The organism is Mammaliicoccus sp. P-M58 (genome assembly GCF_022386165.1).
Taxonomy (GTDB): domain Bacteria; phylum Bacillota; class Bacilli; order Staphylococcales; family Staphylococcaceae; genus Mammaliicoccus; species Mammaliicoccus sciuri.
Window position 1 is genome coordinate 115853 of the sequence record NZ_JAJNJI010000001.1, and the last position, 17685, is coordinate 133537.

General features: G+C 31.9%; 18 protein-coding genes. 4 read left to right on the forward strand and 14 right to left on the reverse strand.

Annotated features, from left to right (window positions below; translation table 11 throughout):
* From pstB to LQ694_RS00625, 6 genes are all read right to left on the reverse strand, one after another.
* Positions 1 to 789 (reverse strand): phosphate ABC transporter ATP-binding protein PstB, encoded by a 789-nt coding sequence (pstB, locus tag LQ694_RS00600; RefSeq protein ID WP_370688587.1) that lies wholly within the window; start codon positions 787 to 789, stop codon positions 1 to 3.
* Positions 790 to 867: 78 nt separating this feature from the next.
* Entirely contained in the window at positions 868 to 1770 is a 903-nt protein-coding gene (gene pstA, locus LQ694_RS00605; protein WP_048539714.1) for a phosphate ABC transporter permease PstA, read from the reverse strand.
* Position 1771: 1 nt separating this feature from the next.
* A complete protein-coding gene (pstC, locus tag LQ694_RS00610; protein WP_218697435.1) occupies positions 1772 to 2701 on the reverse strand; it encodes a phosphate ABC transporter permease subunit PstC in 930 nt (309 codons plus the stop codon).
* A gap of 66 nt (positions 2702 to 2767) precedes the next feature.
* The gene (locus LQ694_RS00615) at positions 2768 to 3718 is read right to left on the reverse strand and encodes a PstS family phosphate ABC transporter substrate-binding protein (RefSeq protein ID WP_096791880.1); all 951 of its coding nucleotides are present in this window, start codon (positions 3716 to 3718) and stop codon (positions 2768 to 2770) included.
* A 429-nt stretch (positions 3719 to 4147) separates the two neighbouring features.
* The gene (locus LQ694_RS00620) at positions 4148 to 6193 is read right to left on the reverse strand and encodes a peptidoglycan D,D-transpeptidase FtsI family protein (RefSeq protein ID WP_179296653.1); all 2046 of its coding nucleotides are present in this window, start codon (positions 6191 to 6193) and stop codon (positions 4148 to 4150) included.
* Between the two features lie 190 nt (positions 6194 to 6383).
* On the reverse strand, positions 6384 to 6986 hold the full coding sequence (locus LQ694_RS00625; RefSeq protein ID WP_025904177.1) for a superoxide dismutase: 603 nt from the start codon (positions 6984 to 6986) through the stop codon (positions 6384 to 6386).
* Positions 6987 to 7150: 164 nt separating this feature from the next.
* Between LQ694_RS00625 and LQ694_RS00630 the strand changes: the two genes are divergently transcribed.
* From LQ694_RS00630 to LQ694_RS00640, 3 genes are read left to right on the forward strand one after another with little or no spacing between them, the layout of a single operon-like run.
* Entirely contained in the window at positions 7151 to 7906 is a 756-nt protein-coding gene (locus tag LQ694_RS00630; RefSeq protein WP_231493085.1) for a DUF1189 family protein, read from the forward strand.
* 32 nt (positions 7907 to 7938) lie between these two features.
* Positions 7939 to 9039 carry a flavodoxin-dependent (E)-4-hydroxy-3-methylbut-2-enyl-diphosphate synthase gene (gene ispG / locus LQ694_RS00635; protein ID WP_049318769.1) on the forward strand — a complete coding sequence of 367 codons (1101 nt, stop codon included), beginning with the start codon at positions 7939 to 7941 and terminating at the stop codon, positions 9037 to 9039.
* Between the two features lie 19 nt (positions 9040 to 9058).
* On the forward strand, positions 9059 to 9622 hold the full coding sequence (locus LQ694_RS00640; protein WP_218697433.1) for a 5' nucleotidase, NT5C type: 564 nt from the start codon (positions 9059 to 9061) through the stop codon (positions 9620 to 9622).
* A gap of 210 nt (positions 9623 to 9832) precedes the next feature.
* Here LQ694_RS00640 and LQ694_RS00645 read toward each other — a convergent pair whose 3' ends face one another.
* From LQ694_RS00645 to LQ694_RS00665, 5 genes are all read right to left on the reverse strand, one after another.
* Positions 9833 to 10246: a Fur family transcriptional regulator gene (locus LQ694_RS00645; protein ID WP_048539706.1), complete on the reverse strand. Its 414-nt coding sequence runs from the start codon at positions 10244 to 10246 to the stop codon at positions 9833 to 9835.
* Complete coding sequence (locus tag LQ694_RS00650; RefSeq protein WP_058611623.1) at positions 10209 to 11090, reverse strand: metal ABC transporter permease; 882 nt, start codon at positions 11088 to 11090, stop codon at positions 10209 to 10211. The genes LQ694_RS00645 and LQ694_RS00650 overlap by 38 nt, the downstream gene beginning before the upstream one ends.
* Before the next feature lie 100 nt (positions 11091 to 11190).
* Positions 11191 to 11997 (reverse strand): metal ABC transporter ATP-binding protein, encoded by an 807-nt coding sequence (locus LQ694_RS00655; RefSeq protein ID WP_096791876.1) that lies wholly within the window; start codon positions 11995 to 11997, stop codon positions 11191 to 11193.
* 110 nt (positions 11998 to 12107) lie between these two features.
* Positions 12108 to 12998, reverse strand: a complete 891-nt coding sequence (locus LQ694_RS00660) for a deoxyribonuclease IV (protein WP_058611625.1) — start codon at positions 12996 to 12998, stop codon at positions 12108 to 12110.
* Between the two features lie 9 nt (positions 12999 to 13007).
* Positions 13008 to 14342, reverse strand: a complete 1335-nt coding sequence (locus tag LQ694_RS00665) for a DEAD/DEAH box helicase (RefSeq protein ID WP_096791875.1) — start codon at positions 14340 to 14342, stop codon at positions 13008 to 13010.
* Positions 14343 to 14490: 148 nt separating this feature from the next.
* Here LQ694_RS00665 and LQ694_RS00670 point away from each other — a divergent pair, with 148 nt between their 5' ends.
* A complete protein-coding gene (locus LQ694_RS00670) occupies positions 14491 to 15459 on the forward strand; it encodes a 4-hydroxy-3-methylbut-2-enyl diphosphate reductase (RefSeq protein ID WP_096791874.1) in 969 nt (322 codons plus the stop codon).
* A gap of 29 nt (positions 15460 to 15488) precedes the next feature.
* Here LQ694_RS00670 and LQ694_RS00675 read toward each other — a convergent pair whose 3' ends face one another.
* From LQ694_RS00675 to LQ694_RS00685, 3 genes are read right to left on the reverse strand one after another with little or no spacing between them, the layout of a single operon-like run.
* On the reverse strand, positions 15489 to 16580 hold the full coding sequence (locus LQ694_RS00675) for a Nif3-like dinuclear metal center hexameric protein (RefSeq protein ID WP_096791873.1): 1092 nt from the start codon (positions 16578 to 16580) through the stop codon (positions 15489 to 15491).
* Positions 16580 to 17245: a tRNA (adenine(22)-N(1))-methyltransferase gene (locus LQ694_RS00680; protein WP_096791872.1), complete on the reverse strand. Its 666-nt coding sequence runs from the start codon at positions 17243 to 17245 to the stop codon at positions 16580 to 16582. Before LQ694_RS00680 ends, LQ694_RS00675 begins: the two co-directional genes overlap by 1 nt.
* Positions 17246 to 17299: 54 nt before the next feature.
* Positions 17300 to 17653: a c-type cytochrome gene (locus LQ694_RS00685; RefSeq protein WP_048539698.1), complete on the reverse strand. Its 354-nt coding sequence runs from the start codon at positions 17651 to 17653 to the stop codon at positions 17300 to 17302.
* Positions 17654 to 17685 lie beyond the last annotated feature (32 nt).

Here is a 17685-nt window from a genome sequence, read left to right on the forward strand (position 1 = left end):
TTATCCAAATCTCCCTGAAATATAGTCTTCAGTTTTCTTATCTGTTGGGTTAGAGAATATTTTATCTGTTTGATCGAACTCATTTACATAACCGTTTAGGAAGAACGCTGTTTTATCAGAAATTCTAGCTGCTTGTTGCATGTTATGTGTCACGATAATGATTGAGTATTTAGTTTTTAATTCTTGCACAAGTTCTTCTACTTTTAGTGTTGAAATAGGATCTAGTGCTGAAGTTGGCTCATCCATTAAAATAACATCTGGTTCAATAGCTAAACATCTCGCTATACAAATTCTTTGCTGTTGCCCACCAGATAATCCATATGCATTTTTATCTAGTCTATCTTTACATTCATCCCAAATTGCTGCACCTTTTAATGAACGTTCAACGATTTCATCTAGAACCTTTTTATCTGTAATACCATGAATTCTAGGTCCATAAGTAATATTGTCATAGATTGATTTTGGAAATGGATTTGGTTTTTGGAACACCATGCCTACATTCGTTCTCAATTCTTCAACACTATATTTTTTGTCGAAAATGTTTTTATCTCTATAAATGATTTCTCCAGATGTTTTAACACTTGGAATTAATTCAATCATTCTATTTAATGTTTTTATATAAGTTGATTTACCACAACCAGATGGTCCAATAATTGCAGTCACTTCATTTTCTGTAATATCTAAGTTTATATTTTTAAGCGCATGAAAATCTCCATACCATAAATCTAAATTATTCGTTTTATAAACGATATTTTTATCTTCTACTACTATATGTTGATTTGCTGTCATTTCATTTGAAGGTATATTTTGAGATAAATCTCTAATTTTTACGTCTGTCATAGTCATGACCCCTCTTCATTTTGATTATTATAATTTTCTTTGATATTTATTTCTAATATAGATTGCGATTGAGTTCATAAGAATTAAAATTACGAGTAATACGATAATTGCTGCTGACGAAACAAATTGAAATTCTGCCTGTGGTAATTTAGCCCAGTTGTATATTTGCATAGGTAAAGCTTGGAAAGATTCAAATATACTGTTTGGTGTTTTCATCAATATTGCAGGAATACCGATTACAACAAGTGGTGCAGTTTCTCCAAGTGCTCTTGATAGTGCAAGAATCGTCCCCGTTAAAATACCAGGTATTGAAGCCGGTAATACAATATTTTTAATCGTTTGCCATTTAGTACCACCTAATCCTAATGAAGCTTCTCTAATAGAAGATGGGACAGCTTTAATTGCTTCCTGACTTGCTACAATAATAATTGGTAATATCATTAACGACATCGTTAATGCTGCAGCAATAACTGTCTTACCTAGTGATAAATTTTCGATACCTGCACCACGTACAAATATTGTTAATCCTAATAAACCAAATACTACTGATGGAACACCTGCTAAATTTGAAATATTAACTCTTATAAATTTCGTAAACCAGTTTTCTTTTGCATATTCAACCATGTATATCGCTGTACCAACACCAAGAATGATAGATATAGGTGCTATTGTCATCATGAGCCATAGTGTCCCTATTAAAGCACCTTTAATACCTGCACGTTCAGGTGATGTAGATGAGAAGTTTGTAAAGAAATCTGTATTTAGATAAGGAATACCTTTTCTAAATATGTCAAATAGCAAAATAGCTAATACGATTAAGCCAATTAATGTACAAACGAAAAATATTGATTTAATGACTTTATTTTTCATTAATCTTGTCGGTAGCTTTTTACGAACGACGGTTTGATCAACTAAATTAACCTCTGACATATTAATACTCCTCTCTAAATCGTTTAGTAATCCATTGTGAAATGACATTCATAATAAATGTGAATATAAACAATGTGAAACCTACAGCATAAATACTGTAATAAATATCAGATCCGTAAGTCGCATCTCCAGTCGCAACTTGGACAATGAATCCAGTCATTGTTTGAATAGATCCTATTAAACTAAAGCTCGAATCGGGTGTACTACCTGCCGCTAAAGATACAATCATTGTTTCACCTATTGCTCTTGATATCGCTAATACAACAGATGCGATGATACCGGATAAAGCAGCTGGAAATACAATTTTAGTTGCAAGTTCAAACTTAGTTGCACCTAATCCCAGTGCACCTTCTTTAATTGAATCTGGTACCGAACTCATAGCGTCTTCACTCATACTCGTAATCATCGGTATAATCATGACCCCCACGACTAAACCTGGACTAATAGAGTTAAAGCTTCCTAAATCCGGGAATATACTTCTTAAAATTGGTGTTACAAATGTTAAAGCGAAAAATCCGTAAACAATTGTTGGTATACCAGCTAATATTTCAAGAATAGGTTTAATAATTCTTCTTGATCTATCAGAAGCATACTCACTCAAGTATAGTGCTGCACCTAATCCAACTGGAACAGCAAAGATTGTCGCTACCGCTGTAACTTTCAACGTACCTAATATAAGTGCGAAAATACCGTATTTAGGATCAGATGAAAAAGGTGCCCAGTCTTTCGTAAATAAAAATTCAAATGGATTCACTCTTGTGAAAAACGTTGCTGTTTCAGTTACAAGTGTGAATAATATCCCGATTGTTGTAAGTACAGAAACCGAAGCGATTAACAATAAAATAATGGGAACAGCTCTATCCGCAAAGACTTTACCTTTATTATTGTTATTTTGCTTAATCAATTCTTGTACTGAAGTTTGTTGTTTCATAAAAATAACTCCTTCATTTTGAAAAAGGGCGATTACTGACCGCCCTCTGCTTTAATTTATTAATGATTATTTTTTAAATTTTTCTAACGTTTCTTTATCTTCTTTATACTCATCATCTTTCAATGGAACATAACCAGCGTCTTTTGCAGCATCTGCTGAGTTATCAATTACATATTCCATAAATCCATAAAACGCATCATTATCTTCTAGAGATTTATTTTTCGCATATACGAATAACGGTCTACTTAAAGGATAGCTACCATCATTTACTGTTTTATCTGTAGGTTCTATTGCTTTTCCATCATCTTTAATCTTCACAGCTTTAAGTGAATCTTTATTTTCTTGATAGAAGTTATATCCAAAGAATCCGATTGAATCTTTATTATCTTGGACAGATTTAACGATGACATTCGTGTCAGCATTTTTCTCAGATTGTAAATCTTTTTCATCTAATACTTCTTCACTAAAGAAGTCATAAGTACCATGTGATTGGTCTGGTGAAAATGCTTTGATCTTTTTATCAGGGAATTTTGAATTAACATCTTTCCATGTTTTTGCTTTGCCGCTGTAAATTTTTGCTAATTCATCCATACTTAACTCATCAACAAATTCATTATCTTTGTTAACTGCTACTGTTAAACCATCTTGAGCAACCTTAAACTCAGTGTATTCTATTTTAGCCTTTTTTAATTTTTCTTTTTCTTCATCTTTAATATCTCTAGAAGCATTTGAAAAGTCTGTTTCTCCCGCTATGAATTTTTCAAAACCGCCACCAGTTCCTGATACACCAATTGAAACTGAAACATCAGGTTGCTCTGCTGAGAAGTCTTCGTTTATTTTTTCCATAACTGGTGCAACTGTTGATGAACCATCACCTTTAACTTCACCACTTAATTTTTTATCATCTGAAGATTTAGTATCCCCGGAACTAGATTTTTCAGCTGCCCCACCACAAGCTCCTAATAAAAGTACAGAACTTAAAGCTGTTGTTGATCCGATTAATTGCCACTTTTTCATGTTAAATCCTCCTAATTAATATCGCCTTAATCTTTATTACATCTTCACTTTACAATTTCTTTATTAAGTACAAATAAATTGAATGTAAATTTTGTGTTAACTTCCTATGAAAACGTTTTAAAATGTAAAAATAAAAGAGAATGGTGTTTTAATATAAGGTGCCTTAGTTACAAAACTCAGGAGAATTGAAACTACTCGTAACTACATAACGATTTTGTGAAGTACTGACGCCTGAGGGAATCGTATGAGCGAGAGACTACAGGCTCGAGCCATACCTTAGGCAAACATGCACAAACAAAATCGTAATCTATGTACTTCACTAAATCTCAAACTATTCAAAAATAAATTCACACACAAAAAATAACACCTCATTTCTACTGAATTAATCAGTAAAATGAGATGTTATATTGATTCAATCTTTATATTGAGTTATTTTCTATCTTTAAAATAATAGTTAATAATATCTCTACCTAAATCCCCACCTGGTAACCATGGTTCTGGTACAGGTTGATTTGTATAAGTGATTGAGAATGATAATTCAGGATTCTTAGCAGGTGCATATCCAATATATGTTGAATTTACTTTTGGTTTACCATCTTTGAATACTTCTGCTGTACCTGTTTTACCAGCTGATCGTACGACCGTTTTATTAAAACTTGTATACCCTGTTCCTTCTGGTTTATTAAATGCCATATCGAAACCTTTTTGTACTTGTTTTATTTCTTTATCACTATTATTAACTTTATTCATCACTTCACCTTTAAATGTCTTTTTAATAGGTCCAAGCGAATCTTCATTTGTAGAGTTTCTAATTTCTTTTGCTAGATGTGGTTTCAATCTATATCCATCGTTCGCGATTGTAGCAACATATTGTGATAACTGTATAGGTGTATACGTATCAAATTGTCCAATTGCTAAATCAATGTAGTTACCTGGGTTATCTTTAATTGGTTCGATTTGTCCAGCTGATTCATTTGGTAAATCAATACCTGTTTTAACACCTAAACCAACTTGATTTAAACCTTTACGTAATTTGATACCTGCTTGTTCTACATCAGATGGTAGTGACATGCCACTACTATATGGAGATCCAGCTAATAACAATGCTGTCTTATACATAAATACGTTTGATGAATGCATTAATGCTTCAGCATCAGTAATTGTTTTTCTGCCATTTTGGTTAAAGTATGATCGTTTTGTTAAACCACCACTAAATTTTAATGGTTCATCGACCATTGTATCGCCAACATTTAATACGCCGTTTTGATAACCAGTAAGTAATGTTGCACCTTTAACTGATGAACCAACTGTATATTGACTCGTAAAGTTACCAATATGGTTATCAGTAATCTTTCCATTTTCATCAATATCTCGTCCAGCCATTGCTAACACATCACCATTTCTTGGGTCTTGGACAACAACCATAACTCTGTCCATATCTGTAGCGCCTTTGCTTCTTAATGATTCAATGTGCTTATCAATATATTCTTCAACTTTTTTCTGTAAGTCTATATCGATAGTTAACACTAAATCGTTACCACGTGAACCTTGTGAAATAACTTCAGAACTTGTTATTTTCCCAGATTTATCAGTGACATATTTCATTTTCTTCTTAGAGCCTTTTAAAATATCTTCGTATTGATATTCTAAGTAAGATTTACCGACTCTATCATTTCTAGAATACCCTTTAGCAAGATAGTCATTCACTAACTCTTTAGGTAATCCTTCTTCTTTACTTGAAACATTTCCGAATAAAGTTCTTAACGTGTCACCATAAGGATAACGTCTTTCCCAGTCCATTGTTGTATTAACGCCAGGTAGTTCTGATAAGTGTTGAGATACAGCTGCATACTCATCATTTTTAACACCTTCATTTTTTATAACAACAGGGCTCAGTTGAGATCCAGAATTCATTTCTCTAAATATCGCAAGGATTTGCAAATCCTTTTTTGATAATTTATCTGTATATTTAGATGTTACTTTGTCGTATAACGCTTTATCATAATCATCTTGACTAATATTGCCATCTGAGAATAAAGCTTGTTCATCTTTCATTAACTTATGAACTTCATCTTGATTTCTCAATATCCAAAAATCTTGCTTATCACGTTCTGTAATATTTGAAGTATCCATCTTCATTAAGTGAGATAGTTTTTCAGCGATTTTCAAAATATCATCTTGACTCGTTCTTCTATCTCTCGTGTATGTAATTGCCTTTTTAGACTCGTTGTCTACTAATACTTTACCATTTCTATCATAAATGCGTCCTCTTGGCACCGATTCATTAACAGTAATAGATTCTGTACTATCTATCGTTCGCTTGTATTCTCCGCCTTTTACAATTTGTAAATAACCTAACCGCATAATGAGCACAGAGAATAAAATCACGACAACTGCCAATATTAGGCTTACGCGTTTATTCATTAATAGGCGAAATGCTTCTTCTTTTGATTTCTTTTTTACTCGTTTCAACAACTAAACCTACCTTTTTAACTCTATTATAATAATTTCATCATATATTATTATGACGTACATTGCTATTGATATAGGTAAATTTTTATAAAAAAAGAGCGGAGCTGAAATCTCGTTTAAATAAAAAGATTTCATTGCTCCACCCCATCAGGATGATTGTTTTAATAATCAGTCATCCAAATTTAAAGTCGAATTATTTTGCAGCTTGGTATAATTCGTTTACTTTATCCCAATTTACAACGTTCCAGAATGCATTAATGTAATCTGGACGTCTGTTTTGGTAGTTTAAGTAGTAAGCATGTTCCCAAACATCTAAACCTAAAATTGGAAGTTTACCTTCTGAAATTGGGTTATCTTGGTTTGGAGTTGAAACAATCGCTAATTCGCCATTATCTACAACTAACCATGCCCATCCTGAACCAAAACGGCCAGCTGCTGCAGCTGCAAATTCTTCTTTGAATTTGTCTAATGAACCAAATGTAGAACTAATTGCATCTACAACTTCTCCTGAAGGCTCAGAAGCATTTGGAGTTAATAGTTCCCAGAATAATGAATGATTATAATGTCCGCCACCATTGTTTTGAACTGCAGTACGGATATCATCAGGAACAGAGTTTAAGTTTTTTACAATATCTTCAATAGATTTGCTTTCTAAATCTGTACCTTTCACTGCATCATTTAATTTTGTTACATAAGTGTTATGGTGTTTCGTATGATGAATCTCCATAGTTTCTTTATCGATGTGTGGTTCTAATGCATCATACGCATATGGTAATTTTGGTAATTCAAAAGCCATAAAAAATCATCCTCCTCATTTGTTTTACATACCTATCTTATCAAGATTAAAGTTTTATAACAAATAATTTGTTTAATAAATAATCAAAAAATTTTTAATTCTTATGTATCGCCTTGCAACAGGTGTTTTTTAACATTATTATTAAGTGAAGAAGAGGTGAATTTATGCAGTATATAAATGAGCTTAAAAGGTTATTTAAGCATCCTAGTAAGTATCCAATGTTTAGAATTACGAAGTTAAGATACATATTCCTTCATATCTTTTTATTAAGTTTGATATTAATCATACCTAATTCTATTCAGTACATACAAATCACTCAGAATTTATCAACGTTAGTCAATGATGAAGTGACAGAAATTCCTGATTTTGAAATCACTCATAACAAAATGTTATTATCCCAAGATAAATCTATTAAATTAAATCATCATCAAACGGTCGAATTTACAAAATCTAATGATTTCGAAATGAAAGATCAACATTTAATCGTGTTTAAACCAAATCATATTGAGATATCAAATTATAGCAACTACACAGAAATTAGCTATGGTTCCCTATCCTCACTTGTTACCGATCAAGACGATTTAATTAAGTTTATTGAAACGATTAATGATTCTAAATATTTTTATTTAAGTTTGATTGTTGTCTTTCTATTATTTATTCAATTTTTAAGCTTATCTATCAAAATTGGTATTCTGGCATTTGCTGGACATTTATTGGGTTTAATTTTACGAAGAAAGTCTCGCTTTATGACTTGGTTCAAAATGATGACGTTTGTGATAACGCTTCCGACTTTAGTCCTATTATTAGGAATGATTACAGCGATTCCTTTATTAATAATTGCTTCATGGTGTATAATCATTTTAAGCATTGTTATGATTGCTATGTATTTACCTAAAGGAAAAAGACCTGCTAAAGTGTAAAGATTAGCAAATTTAAACAAAGGAGTCTTATCATGTCAGAAATCATTCATCGCACGAAAACAAGACCTGTTAAAGTTGGGGATTTAACGATTGGTGGATCAGATGAAGTTATCATTCAAAGTATGACAACTACAAAAACATATGATGTTGAAACAACTGTAGCGGAAATTAAACGATTAGAAGAAGCTGGTTGCCAAATTGTTAGAGTAGCTTGTCCAAATGAAGAAGACGCATATGCAATTAAAGATATTAAAGCACAAATTAATATCCCATTAGTTGTAGATATTCATTTCAATTACAAATTAGCTTTAATTGCAATTGAAAATGGCGCAGATAAGATTCGAATCAATCCAGGGAATATAGGTAGACGTGAAAAAGTTGAAGCAGTTGTCAAAGCATGTAAAGAAAAAGGTATTCCTATTAGAATTGGTGTTAATGCTGGATCATTAGAAAAACATATTATTAAAAAATATGGCTACCCTACTGCTGATGGTATGGTTGAAAGTGCATTACATCATATTAAAATACTCGAAGATTTAGATTTTCATGACATTATCGTATCAATGAAAGCAAGTGACGTAAATTTAGCTATAGAAGCGTACACGAAAGCAGCTCAAGCTTTTGACTACCCATTACATTTAGGTATAACAGAAAGTGGTACATTATTTAATGGAACAGTTAAATCGTCTGCAGGATTAGGTGCTATACTTAGTTTAGGTATTGGCAATACTTGTCGAATTTCTTTATCAGCTGATCCAGTTGAAGAAGTTAAAGTAGCGAAATCTTTGCTTAAAGCATTTGGATTAGCCAGTAATGCTGCTACATTAATTGCTTGTCCTACATGTGGACGAATTGAAATCGATTTAATATCGATAGCAAATGAAGTAGAAGAATATATTTCAAACCTTCAAGTCCCATTAAAAGTAGCTGTACTTGGTTGTGCAGTTAACGGTCCTGGTGAAGCAAGAGAAGCAGATATCGGTATTGCTGGTGCTCGTGGTGAAGGATTACTGTTTATGAAAGGTAAAACCGTTCGCAAAGTACCTGAAAAAACTATGGTCGAAGAATTAAAAAAAGAAATTGATAAATTAGCAATTGAAATGGAACAAAATAAAGAAGCTCAAAAAGCATAAAATAAAAAGGTGAATTTTTATGAATCAAAAGCCAAGATTAGGTATAGATATAGACGGCACAGTTACATGTCCAAAAACATTTGTACCCTACTTACAAAGAGATTTTAATCAACAACTTAAGTATGAAGATATTACAGAATACAATTTAGCAAATGTCTTAAACTGTAAAGAAGAAGAAATGCTGAGTTGGTTTAAAAACAATGAATCACATATATACCAACACTCCCCTGTTGCAGAGGGCGCAAAAGACATTTTGACTCAATTAAAAGATGATTACGAACTTTATTATATAAGTGCAAGACATCATTATTTAGAAGATATTACGAAAAAATGGTTTCAATCGCATCATATACCATTTGATCAAATCACATTAACAGGTAGTCATAATAAATTAGAAGTAACAAAAGAACAGAATATCGATATTTTCTTTGAAGATAAATTAGATAACGCAGAAGATATCAATCGTTATTTAAATATTCCTGTTTTCTTATTTGACACGCCTTATAACCAAAAAGATTTACAGAATGGTATATATAGAATTAAAAACTGGCATGAAGTGTCAACGTTACTTAATAGAATATAGGTAAAACCTGGCCCATATGTGAGATGGGCCAGGTTTTTTGTTTCATGTTTGATTAAGTTGTCGGCTAACGATCTTGTTTTGTTTTCTTGGACGTTAGAATTTCTAACGATCTTGTTTTCGAGTCTTGATCGCTAGCGCTAGTACTCAATCCCACACATATATCTCCAAACAAAAAACTGGTAGCTCCTTAAGCTACCAGTTTTTCACTTCTTATACTGTTTTGCATTGTTCACATTTACCGTATACTTCTAATTTATGTGATGCTATTTCTACATTTGGTAATTGTTGTTTTATTGAATCCATTGGACAAAAGTCTATTACTTTTGTTGTGCCACATGATTCACAAATAAAATGATGATGATGATGACTTTGACATGCAATTCTAAATTTCATTTCGCCGTCTATTTCAGTGCTTTCGATAATATTCAAGTCTTTAAATAAGTATAAATTACGATAAATTGTATCGAAAGATAATCCTGTATAATCGTCTTTCAATGCTTCTTGAATATATTTAGCTGTGATGTATTTATCTTCATCTACAAACAATGATATGATATCACGGCGTTTATTTGTGTATTTATGTCCATCATTTTTCAATATTTGAATGGCTTCCTCTACTTTCAAGATGATAGCCTCCTTTTTTTATCAATACTTTACTGTACGCTATACTAGCAAGTAATTCTATAATCAATAACCCTACTATAATACCTCCTGGTGAAATATTCAAATAGAAGGACAATACCAATCCTAGTACTACTGAGATTTCACCGAATAAAATACTTAATGCGATTAACTGTTTGAACCCTTTAGCTAATCTCATGCTTGTAGCGACTGGCAATGTCATTAAACTACTAACTAATAAAATACCAACGACTCTCATTGAAGCTGAAATAACAAGTGCAACAATGACAATAAATAGTAATTGGATCCACTTTGGCATGCCAATCACTTTTGAGTATTCTTCATCGAATGATAATACAAATAATGATTTGTACAATAACATAACAAAGATTAAAACAATTATTGTAATGACGATAATTGTAAATAAATCACTTAAATTTACGGCACTAATTGAACCGAATAAATATCCAAATAAATCTTGATTAAATCCGTTTGCTAAAGAAATAAATATAACACTAATACCAATTCCAGCACTCATAATAATTGGAATAGCGATTTCTTGGTAATGTTTATATTCAGTTCTTAATTGTTCTATTAATAATGCACCTGCTATTGAAAAAATGATACCAAACCATATCGGATTTATAGTAGCAAACAATGGACTAACACTCATTAAGAACAGCCCCATTGATATACCACCTAGCGTCACATGGCTTAAAGCATCAGCAATAAGTGATAACCTTCTAACTACAATAAATGCCCCTATTAAAGGTGCAATCAATCCTACTAAGATACCACTTATAAATGAGTATCTTATAAAATCAAAATTTAAAAACGCATCAATCACTATATAACACTCCTTCGTTTAGGAGTATAAATCTATCTCTCGTTTCAACTGACATATCCAATCTCCTTATTTAAAATCTATATATTCATTATATTCATCTTTAACTTTGTACTAATTCTTCCACTTCTTCATTTGCACAACAGTCACGATCATGTTGATGATCAACAAATTGCACGGGATGTCCATAGATTTTAGATATTGAGACTTCATCTAATGATTTAAACGACTCACTTGTACCATGGAAATGTATATGTTGATTTAAGCAAGCTACTTTACTTGCCGTATCGGCTACAACACCAATATCATGCGTTACAAGAATGATTGTAATCCCTTCTTTTTTTAATTGCGTCAGTAATTGGTAAAATTCAGAAACATGTCTTGCATCAATACCTACAGTAGGTTCATCTAATATTAAAATACTCGGCTTAGAAATTAAAGCTCTAGCAATAAACGTCCTTTGCTGTTGACCACCTGACAATTGTGCAATATTTTCATTCTTAAGATCACTTATATTTAACCTTTCTAATATCGCATCTACTTGTGCAGCATCATCTTTATTAAACCATTTAAAAAGACTTTTATTTTTAGTTAAGCCACTCATGACAACTTCTTTCACTGTCGCTGGGAAACCAGAACTAAAAGCGTTGGATTTTTGTGATACGTAACTGATTTTTTCCCAAGATTTATATTGATTTATTTTTTTACCACTTATTAAGATATTACCTTTTTGTAATGGTAATAATCCTAATATCAATTTCAGTAAAGTTGATTTCCCAGAGCCATTTGGGCCAACTATTGCCAAGAAATCTCCTTTATAAATTTGTATATTAATATGGCTAAGTGCCAATTTATTTGGATAGCTATAACTGATATCTTTTAACTCGAAAATCGGTGTTTCTTTTTCCATCTTCATCACCTCGTCAATAGAATACTATACAATGAATATGAAAGAATGTAAATAGTAATGTTTACGAACAAAAAAAAGAATGCTAATTGAATTAGCATTCTTGGATAATGTTATTGATTAAAGATTTTTTCTTTTAAATCTGGATCAAATGTACCATTTTTAATCATTTCGATTTCATATTTATATGGTGGTTTTTTATTCTTTTTGTCATCACCAACATATGGTGTTTCTAAAATTTTAGGTACATCTTTAAATGCATCGTGATGAACGATATAGTGTAATGCATCATAACCAATTGATCCAAAGCCGATATTTTCGTGTCTATCTTTTCTTGCACCTTGTGGATTCTTACTGTCGTTTACGTGAAGTACTTTAATACGATCGATACCGACGATTTTATCAAACTCATTTAATACACCATCAAAGTCGTCTTTAACGTTGTAACCAGCATCATTTGTATGACAAGTATCGAAACATACAGATAATCTTTCATTATGGTTTACACCATCAATGATTTGAGCAAGTTCTTCGAATGTTTTACCACATTCAGAACCTTTACCTGCCATTGTTTCCAATGCGATACGCACATCATTATTATTTGTTAATACTTCATTTAAACCTTCAATAATTTTTTGAATACCTTTTTCTTCACCGGCACCAACATGCGCACCTGGATGAAGTACGATATCTTTAGCACCTAATGCTTCAGTACGTTCAATTTCTGATTGTAAGAATTCAACACCTAAGTTAAATACTTCTGGTTTAGTTGTATTTGCAATATTGATGATATATGGTGCATGCACAACAATGTTAGATAAACCATATTCTTTCATTGCTGTTTTACCATTTTCAATATTTAAATCTTCAATCTTTTTACGTCTTGTGTTTTGTGGAGCACCTGTATAAATCATAAATGTAGAAGCATTATAACTTGCCGCTTCTTCTGCTGCTTGTAATAGCATCTTCTTACCACTCATTGAAACGTGTGATCCAATTAACATATTTGACACCTATCCTTTTCTACTTTGTCTTTTAGTTCTCTTAGAATGAGCTTTCTTTTCTTTAAATTTCAATTCATCTAATTCTCGTTTGAATTTCTTCTTATAGCCAGGTTTTACTTTATTTTTATTGTTTCTTTTAATTTTTTGTTTTAATGACTTTTCAATATTATCTTCTTTTTTAACACGTTTTGTACGTTTTTGACGATCTTTAATTTCTACAAATTCATCGTTTTTAATATCGACATGTTTAAACTTGTAATTATGTTTCTCAATTTGTGTAATTAAATCATCTTCATCAGGTGTATATAAAGTGATTGCGATACCTTTATAATCACCACGACCTGTACGACCAACTCTATGTGTAAAGAAATCTATTTCTTTAGGTAAATCATAGTTGATAACGTGACTTACGCCTTCAATATCAATACCACGTGATGCTAAATCACTTGCGACAACAAACTCAAAGTCTAATTGTTTAATACGCTTCATTTGTTGTGTTCTTTCTCTAGGTGTTAAACCACCATGGATAACCCCAACTTTATAGCCTTCTTCTGATAAATACGCAACTAATTCATCTGCTCTATCACGGCTATTAGCAAATATAATTGCTAAATAAGGATTAATCACATTCATAACTTTTAAGACTTTTTCTTTTTTCTCAACACCTTTAGTCGGTATTAAGTAAAAGTCGATATTGTCTTTATTAGATGATGCTGTTTCAATTTCAACAAATTCAGGATTGCTTAAATATTTATTTAAGAATGGATGTAAGGCTTTAGGAATCGTTGCACTAAATACTGAAATTTGTGCGTTTTCATCTAATCTACTCGCAATACTATCTACTTTAGGCATAAATCCTAAATCAATCATTAAATCTGCTTCATCAATAACAACTGACTTCGCTAGATGTAAATCTAAAGCACGCTCTACAGCCATATCATCAATTCTATTCGGCGTACCTACAACAACATGTGGTGTATTTTTAGATTTATCAATATCTCTTGATTTATCTGTTCCACCAATGTATAAACTAACTTTTACACCTTTTTTAAATTGAGTTAAATGTGAAGCTGCGTCATATAATTGCTTTGCTAATTCTCTTGTTGGTGCCAAAATAATCACTTGTGGTTCTTTTATATTTACGTCAATTTTATCAAATAATGGTAGTAAAAATGCGTGTGATTTCCCTGTACCAGTTTGAGATTGTCCTATTATATTAGATCCTTTTTTAATTTTGGGTATAACTCTTCGCTGTATTTCTGTTGGCTGGTTAAAATGTAAATCTTTAACGGCCTCTACTAATTCATTTTCAAGTTGAAAATGTTCAAACGGATGCTTAGACATAAGCGACCCTCCTCGTTTCTTTTTCACTTCATACATTATATAGTAAATGCGCACTTTATGATAGGCTAAAAGATTTATTTTGAATTTTTATTTAGTTTCTTTAAGACTTGTGTGTTGTTATAATAGACATTAATAAGGAGGGCAATTTATGGAAATTATAAAGATTACCCCTAGAGGCTATTGTTACGGTGTTGTAGACGCTATGGTTATTGCTAGAAATGCGTCTTTAGATAAGTCACTTCCAAGACCCATTTATATACTTGGCATGATTGTTCATAATAAACATGTGACTGATGCCTTTGAATCTGATGGTATTATTACGTTAGATGGTCCGAACAGATTAAAAATCTTAGAACAAATTGATGAAGGTACCGTTATATTTACTGCGCATGGTGTATCGCCTGAAGTCAAAAGACGTGCTAAAGAAAAAGGATTGGTTTGTATAGATGCGACATGTCCAGATGTTGATAATACGCATCAGTTAATACGTGAAGTTAAATCAAATGGTTATCACGTTATTTATATTGGTAAAAAAGGACATCCCGAACCTGAAGGCGCAGTTGGTGTGGCACCTGATATCGTACATCTCGTTCAGACTTTAGAAGATATCGATGCCTTGCCAGAAGAATTATTGAACCAAAAACTCATCGTAACGAATCAAACAACTATGTCACAATGGGATGTGAAACATCTTATTGATGAATTAAAAGTAAAATATCCTCATATTGAAATACATGAAGAAATTTGTTTAGCAACACAAGTTAGACAAGAAGCTGTTGCCACACAAGCAGATCAAGCAGATTTACTCATTGTCGTTGGTGATCCTAAAAGTAATAATTCAAATAGATTAGCCCAAGTATCTAAAGAAATCGCACATACTAACGCATATCGAATCGCTGATTTGAGTGAATTAAAATTAGAATGGCTACAAGATGTTGAAAGTGTAGCTGTTACAGCAGGTGCTTCAACACCAACGCCTATCGTTAAAGAAGTCATAGATTATATTAAAAATTATGACCCGACAGAAATACGTGACGCAAACTTAACAAGTAATGTACCTGTTGAAAAAATATTACCTAAAATTAAAAAGCCTAAACCTGTAAAAATAATGGACTAAAAAAACTGCCGAATTCACTCGGCAGTTTTTTACATATATTGATAAGGATCTGTATTAATAGAAGATGTTAACACTTTAATCTTTCCATTTGTCCATTCTTCTAATAATGACTTTAATCCTTCTTTCATAACATACTCACTATAATGATTAACATCTAAAATATTTATACCATCCATTAGTGCATCTAATGCTTCATGATGTTTAACGTCTCCAGTAATAAATAAATCAGCTTGTTGTGCCTTAGCTAAATTTGCATATTCAATACCAGCACCACCAACAATTGCGATGCGTTTAATTTGCGCTGATTGGTCTCCTATAAATCTAACTGCTGGAATAGCGAGCTTTTCTTTATAGTTTTGCACAAATTCATTTACTGATTGCGTTTCATTTAATTCCCCGATTATTCCTAAACCTACAGAAGACGTTCTCGACATTTTGATGAAATCATAAACGGGTTCTTCATATGGATGTGTTTGAATAATGAGTTCTTTAGCAAGTGCTAAATCTTTCTCATCAACCATTAATTCTAGTTTCGTTTCATAAACCGTTTCAGTCTTATCAGCTTGTCCAAGATGTGGATTTGCTGATGCACTAGGTTTAAATTGACCTTTACCTTGAGACTGGAAAAATACTTCGCTGTATTCTTCGGTTTGTGCTAAATGATGTTCATTAAATGCAGCTTTCATAGTTTCAACATCTTGATCAGGTAGGAATATTTGTACTTTATAATATGATTCTTGTTGTTCTTCTAATACTTTCATATTATCTAATCCTATTTGTTGCCCAATCATGTAACTAACACCTTTAGGATGTACATCAAGATTTGTATGAAGTGCTATCAAATTGATATCATTTTGTATCAATTTACGAATAATACGACCGTAGCTTTTATCCGTAATATTTTTAACACCTTTAAAAATAAGTGGATGATGTGCAATTATCGTATTGATATTGTTTTGAGTGGCTTCATCTACAACTTCTAACGTACAATCTAATGTTGTTAATACACCGTTCACTTCACTTTTTTCTGTACCAATTAATAAACCAACATTATCCCAAGATTCACTCGTAGAAAATGGAACTTGTTTATCTATTTCTTGCAATAGCTCTTGAATAATCATTAAAGCACCTCTTTTATTTGAAGTATTTGTTGATTAATTTCATTATACCTATTTTTATCCTCATGATGTTCTAATTGTTTACTAATTTTATTAAGTGATTCTAATTCTCTTTGCCATTTTTCATGGAATAAATCATTTTTATTGGCTAATAATTTAGGACCAAATTTTAATTCTAATTCATTTAGGTCCATCTCACCTTTTTTAGCCACTATGATTTCATATATATGTTTTTTATCTTTTATTAATTGTTCATCAACGATTTGATAACCAATGCTTTGTAATACTTTTCTAATAGGTAACGCATGAATATTTGCTTGTAAAATTAAATCAGGATGCCCTGTTAACTTATGCTTTCCTTCTTCAATAATTTGTGCAATTAATGGACCACCCATGCCACAAATCGTAATAGCATCAATTGTATCGTCTACTACTTCTAAACCGTCACCCAGTTTAACTTCTATAAGTTCATTCATACCATATAATTTAGTGTTTTTTTGAGCAGCTAGAAAAGGTCCTTTTACAACTTCTCCAGCAATCGCTTCTTTAATTAATCCATTTTGAATTGCGTATATAGGTAAATATGCATGATCGGAACCGATGTCTGCTAATTTATGATGATTTAAATATTCACTTACCTTCATTAAACGTTTATTGATTTGGATCATTATTTTTCCCTTTCATTAAAAAAATCTTTTGCAATAGCAAAAGATTTTTTTGTGTTATTTAGCGCCATCTTTTAAGTACTTGACAAGTGTGTCTAAATCTTTATTTGAAATAGTAGCTTCGTCATGTGCAGGCATTGATCCTTTACCATTACGAATGATTTTTTTCATTTCATCGGCACCTTTTTTGCTTCCAGCTAATTTAGGTCCCATTCCACCTTCAAGATTTTGTCCATGACAACTTGTACAATTGTCCTTAGCGAATGTAGCTGCATCAAACTTTTCAGTTTTAGCACCGCCACCGCCTTCTTTTTCTTCCTCTTTGTTAGCACCATGTGCTGACATGAAGAATATTAATCCTACACCGAGTAGTAAAATCAGAATAAACGGGATAACAGGATTACGATTCATTCATACAACCTCCCTTTTGTTAAACCTTCATA

What these genes read in the sequence shown, in the direction of transcription:
- LQ694_RS00680 (WP_096791872.1), bottom strand. Translation starts at nt 17,245, where the DNA reads ATGATCCAAATCAATAAACGTTTAATGAAGGTAAGTGAATATTTAAAT.
- LQ694_RS00670 (WP_096791874.1), top strand. Translation starts at nt 14,491, where the DNA reads ATGGAAATTATAAAGATTACCCCTAGAGGCTATTGTTACGGTGTTGTA.
- pstA (WP_048539714.1), bottom strand. Translation starts at nt 1,770, where the DNA reads ATGTCAGAGGTTAATTTAGTTGATCAAACCGTCGTTCGTAAAAAGCTA.
- LQ694_RS00665 (WP_096791875.1), bottom strand. Translation starts at nt 14,342, where the DNA reads ATGTCTAAGCATCCGTTTGAACATTTTCAACTTGAAAATGAATTAGTA.
- LQ694_RS00640 (WP_218697433.1), top strand. Translation starts at nt 9,059, where the DNA reads ATGAATCAAAAGCCAAGATTAGGTATAGATATAGACGGCACAGTTACA.
- pstC (WP_218697435.1), bottom strand. Translation starts at nt 2,701, where the DNA reads ATGAAACAACAAACTTCAGTACAAGAATTGATTAAGCAAAATAACAAT.
- pstB (WP_370688587.1), bottom strand. Translation starts at nt 789, where the DNA reads ATGACAGCAAATCAACATATAGTAGTAGAAGATAAAAATATCGTTTAT.
- LQ694_RS00675 (WP_096791873.1), bottom strand. Translation starts at nt 16,580, where the DNA reads ATGATTATTCAAGAGCTATTGCAAGAAATAGATAAACAAGTTCCATTT.
- LQ694_RS00615 (WP_096791880.1), bottom strand. Translation starts at nt 3,718, where the DNA reads ATGAAAAAGTGGCAATTAATCGGATCAACAACAGCTTTAAGTTCTGTA.
- ispG (WP_049318769.1), top strand. Translation starts at nt 7,939, where the DNA reads ATGTCAGAAATCATTCATCGCACGAAAACAAGACCTGTTAAAGTTGGG.
- LQ694_RS00655 (WP_096791876.1), bottom strand. Translation starts at nt 11,997, where the DNA reads ATGGAAAAAGAAACACCGATTTTCGAGTTAAAAGATATCAGTTATAGC.
- LQ694_RS00625 (WP_025904177.1), bottom strand. Translation starts at nt 6,986, where the DNA reads ATGGCTTTTGAATTACCAAAATTACCATATGCGTATGATGCATTAGAA.
- LQ694_RS00630 (WP_231493085.1), top strand. Translation starts at nt 7,151, where the DNA reads ATGCAGTATATAAATGAGCTTAAAAGGTTATTTAAGCATCCTAGTAAG.
- LQ694_RS00660 (WP_058611625.1), bottom strand. Translation starts at nt 12,998, where the DNA reads ATGTTAATTGGATCACACGTTTCAATGAGTGGTAAGAAGATGCTATTA.
- LQ694_RS00685 (WP_048539698.1), bottom strand. Translation starts at nt 17,653, where the DNA reads ATGAATCGTAATCCTGTTATCCCGTTTATTCTGATTTTACTACTCGGT.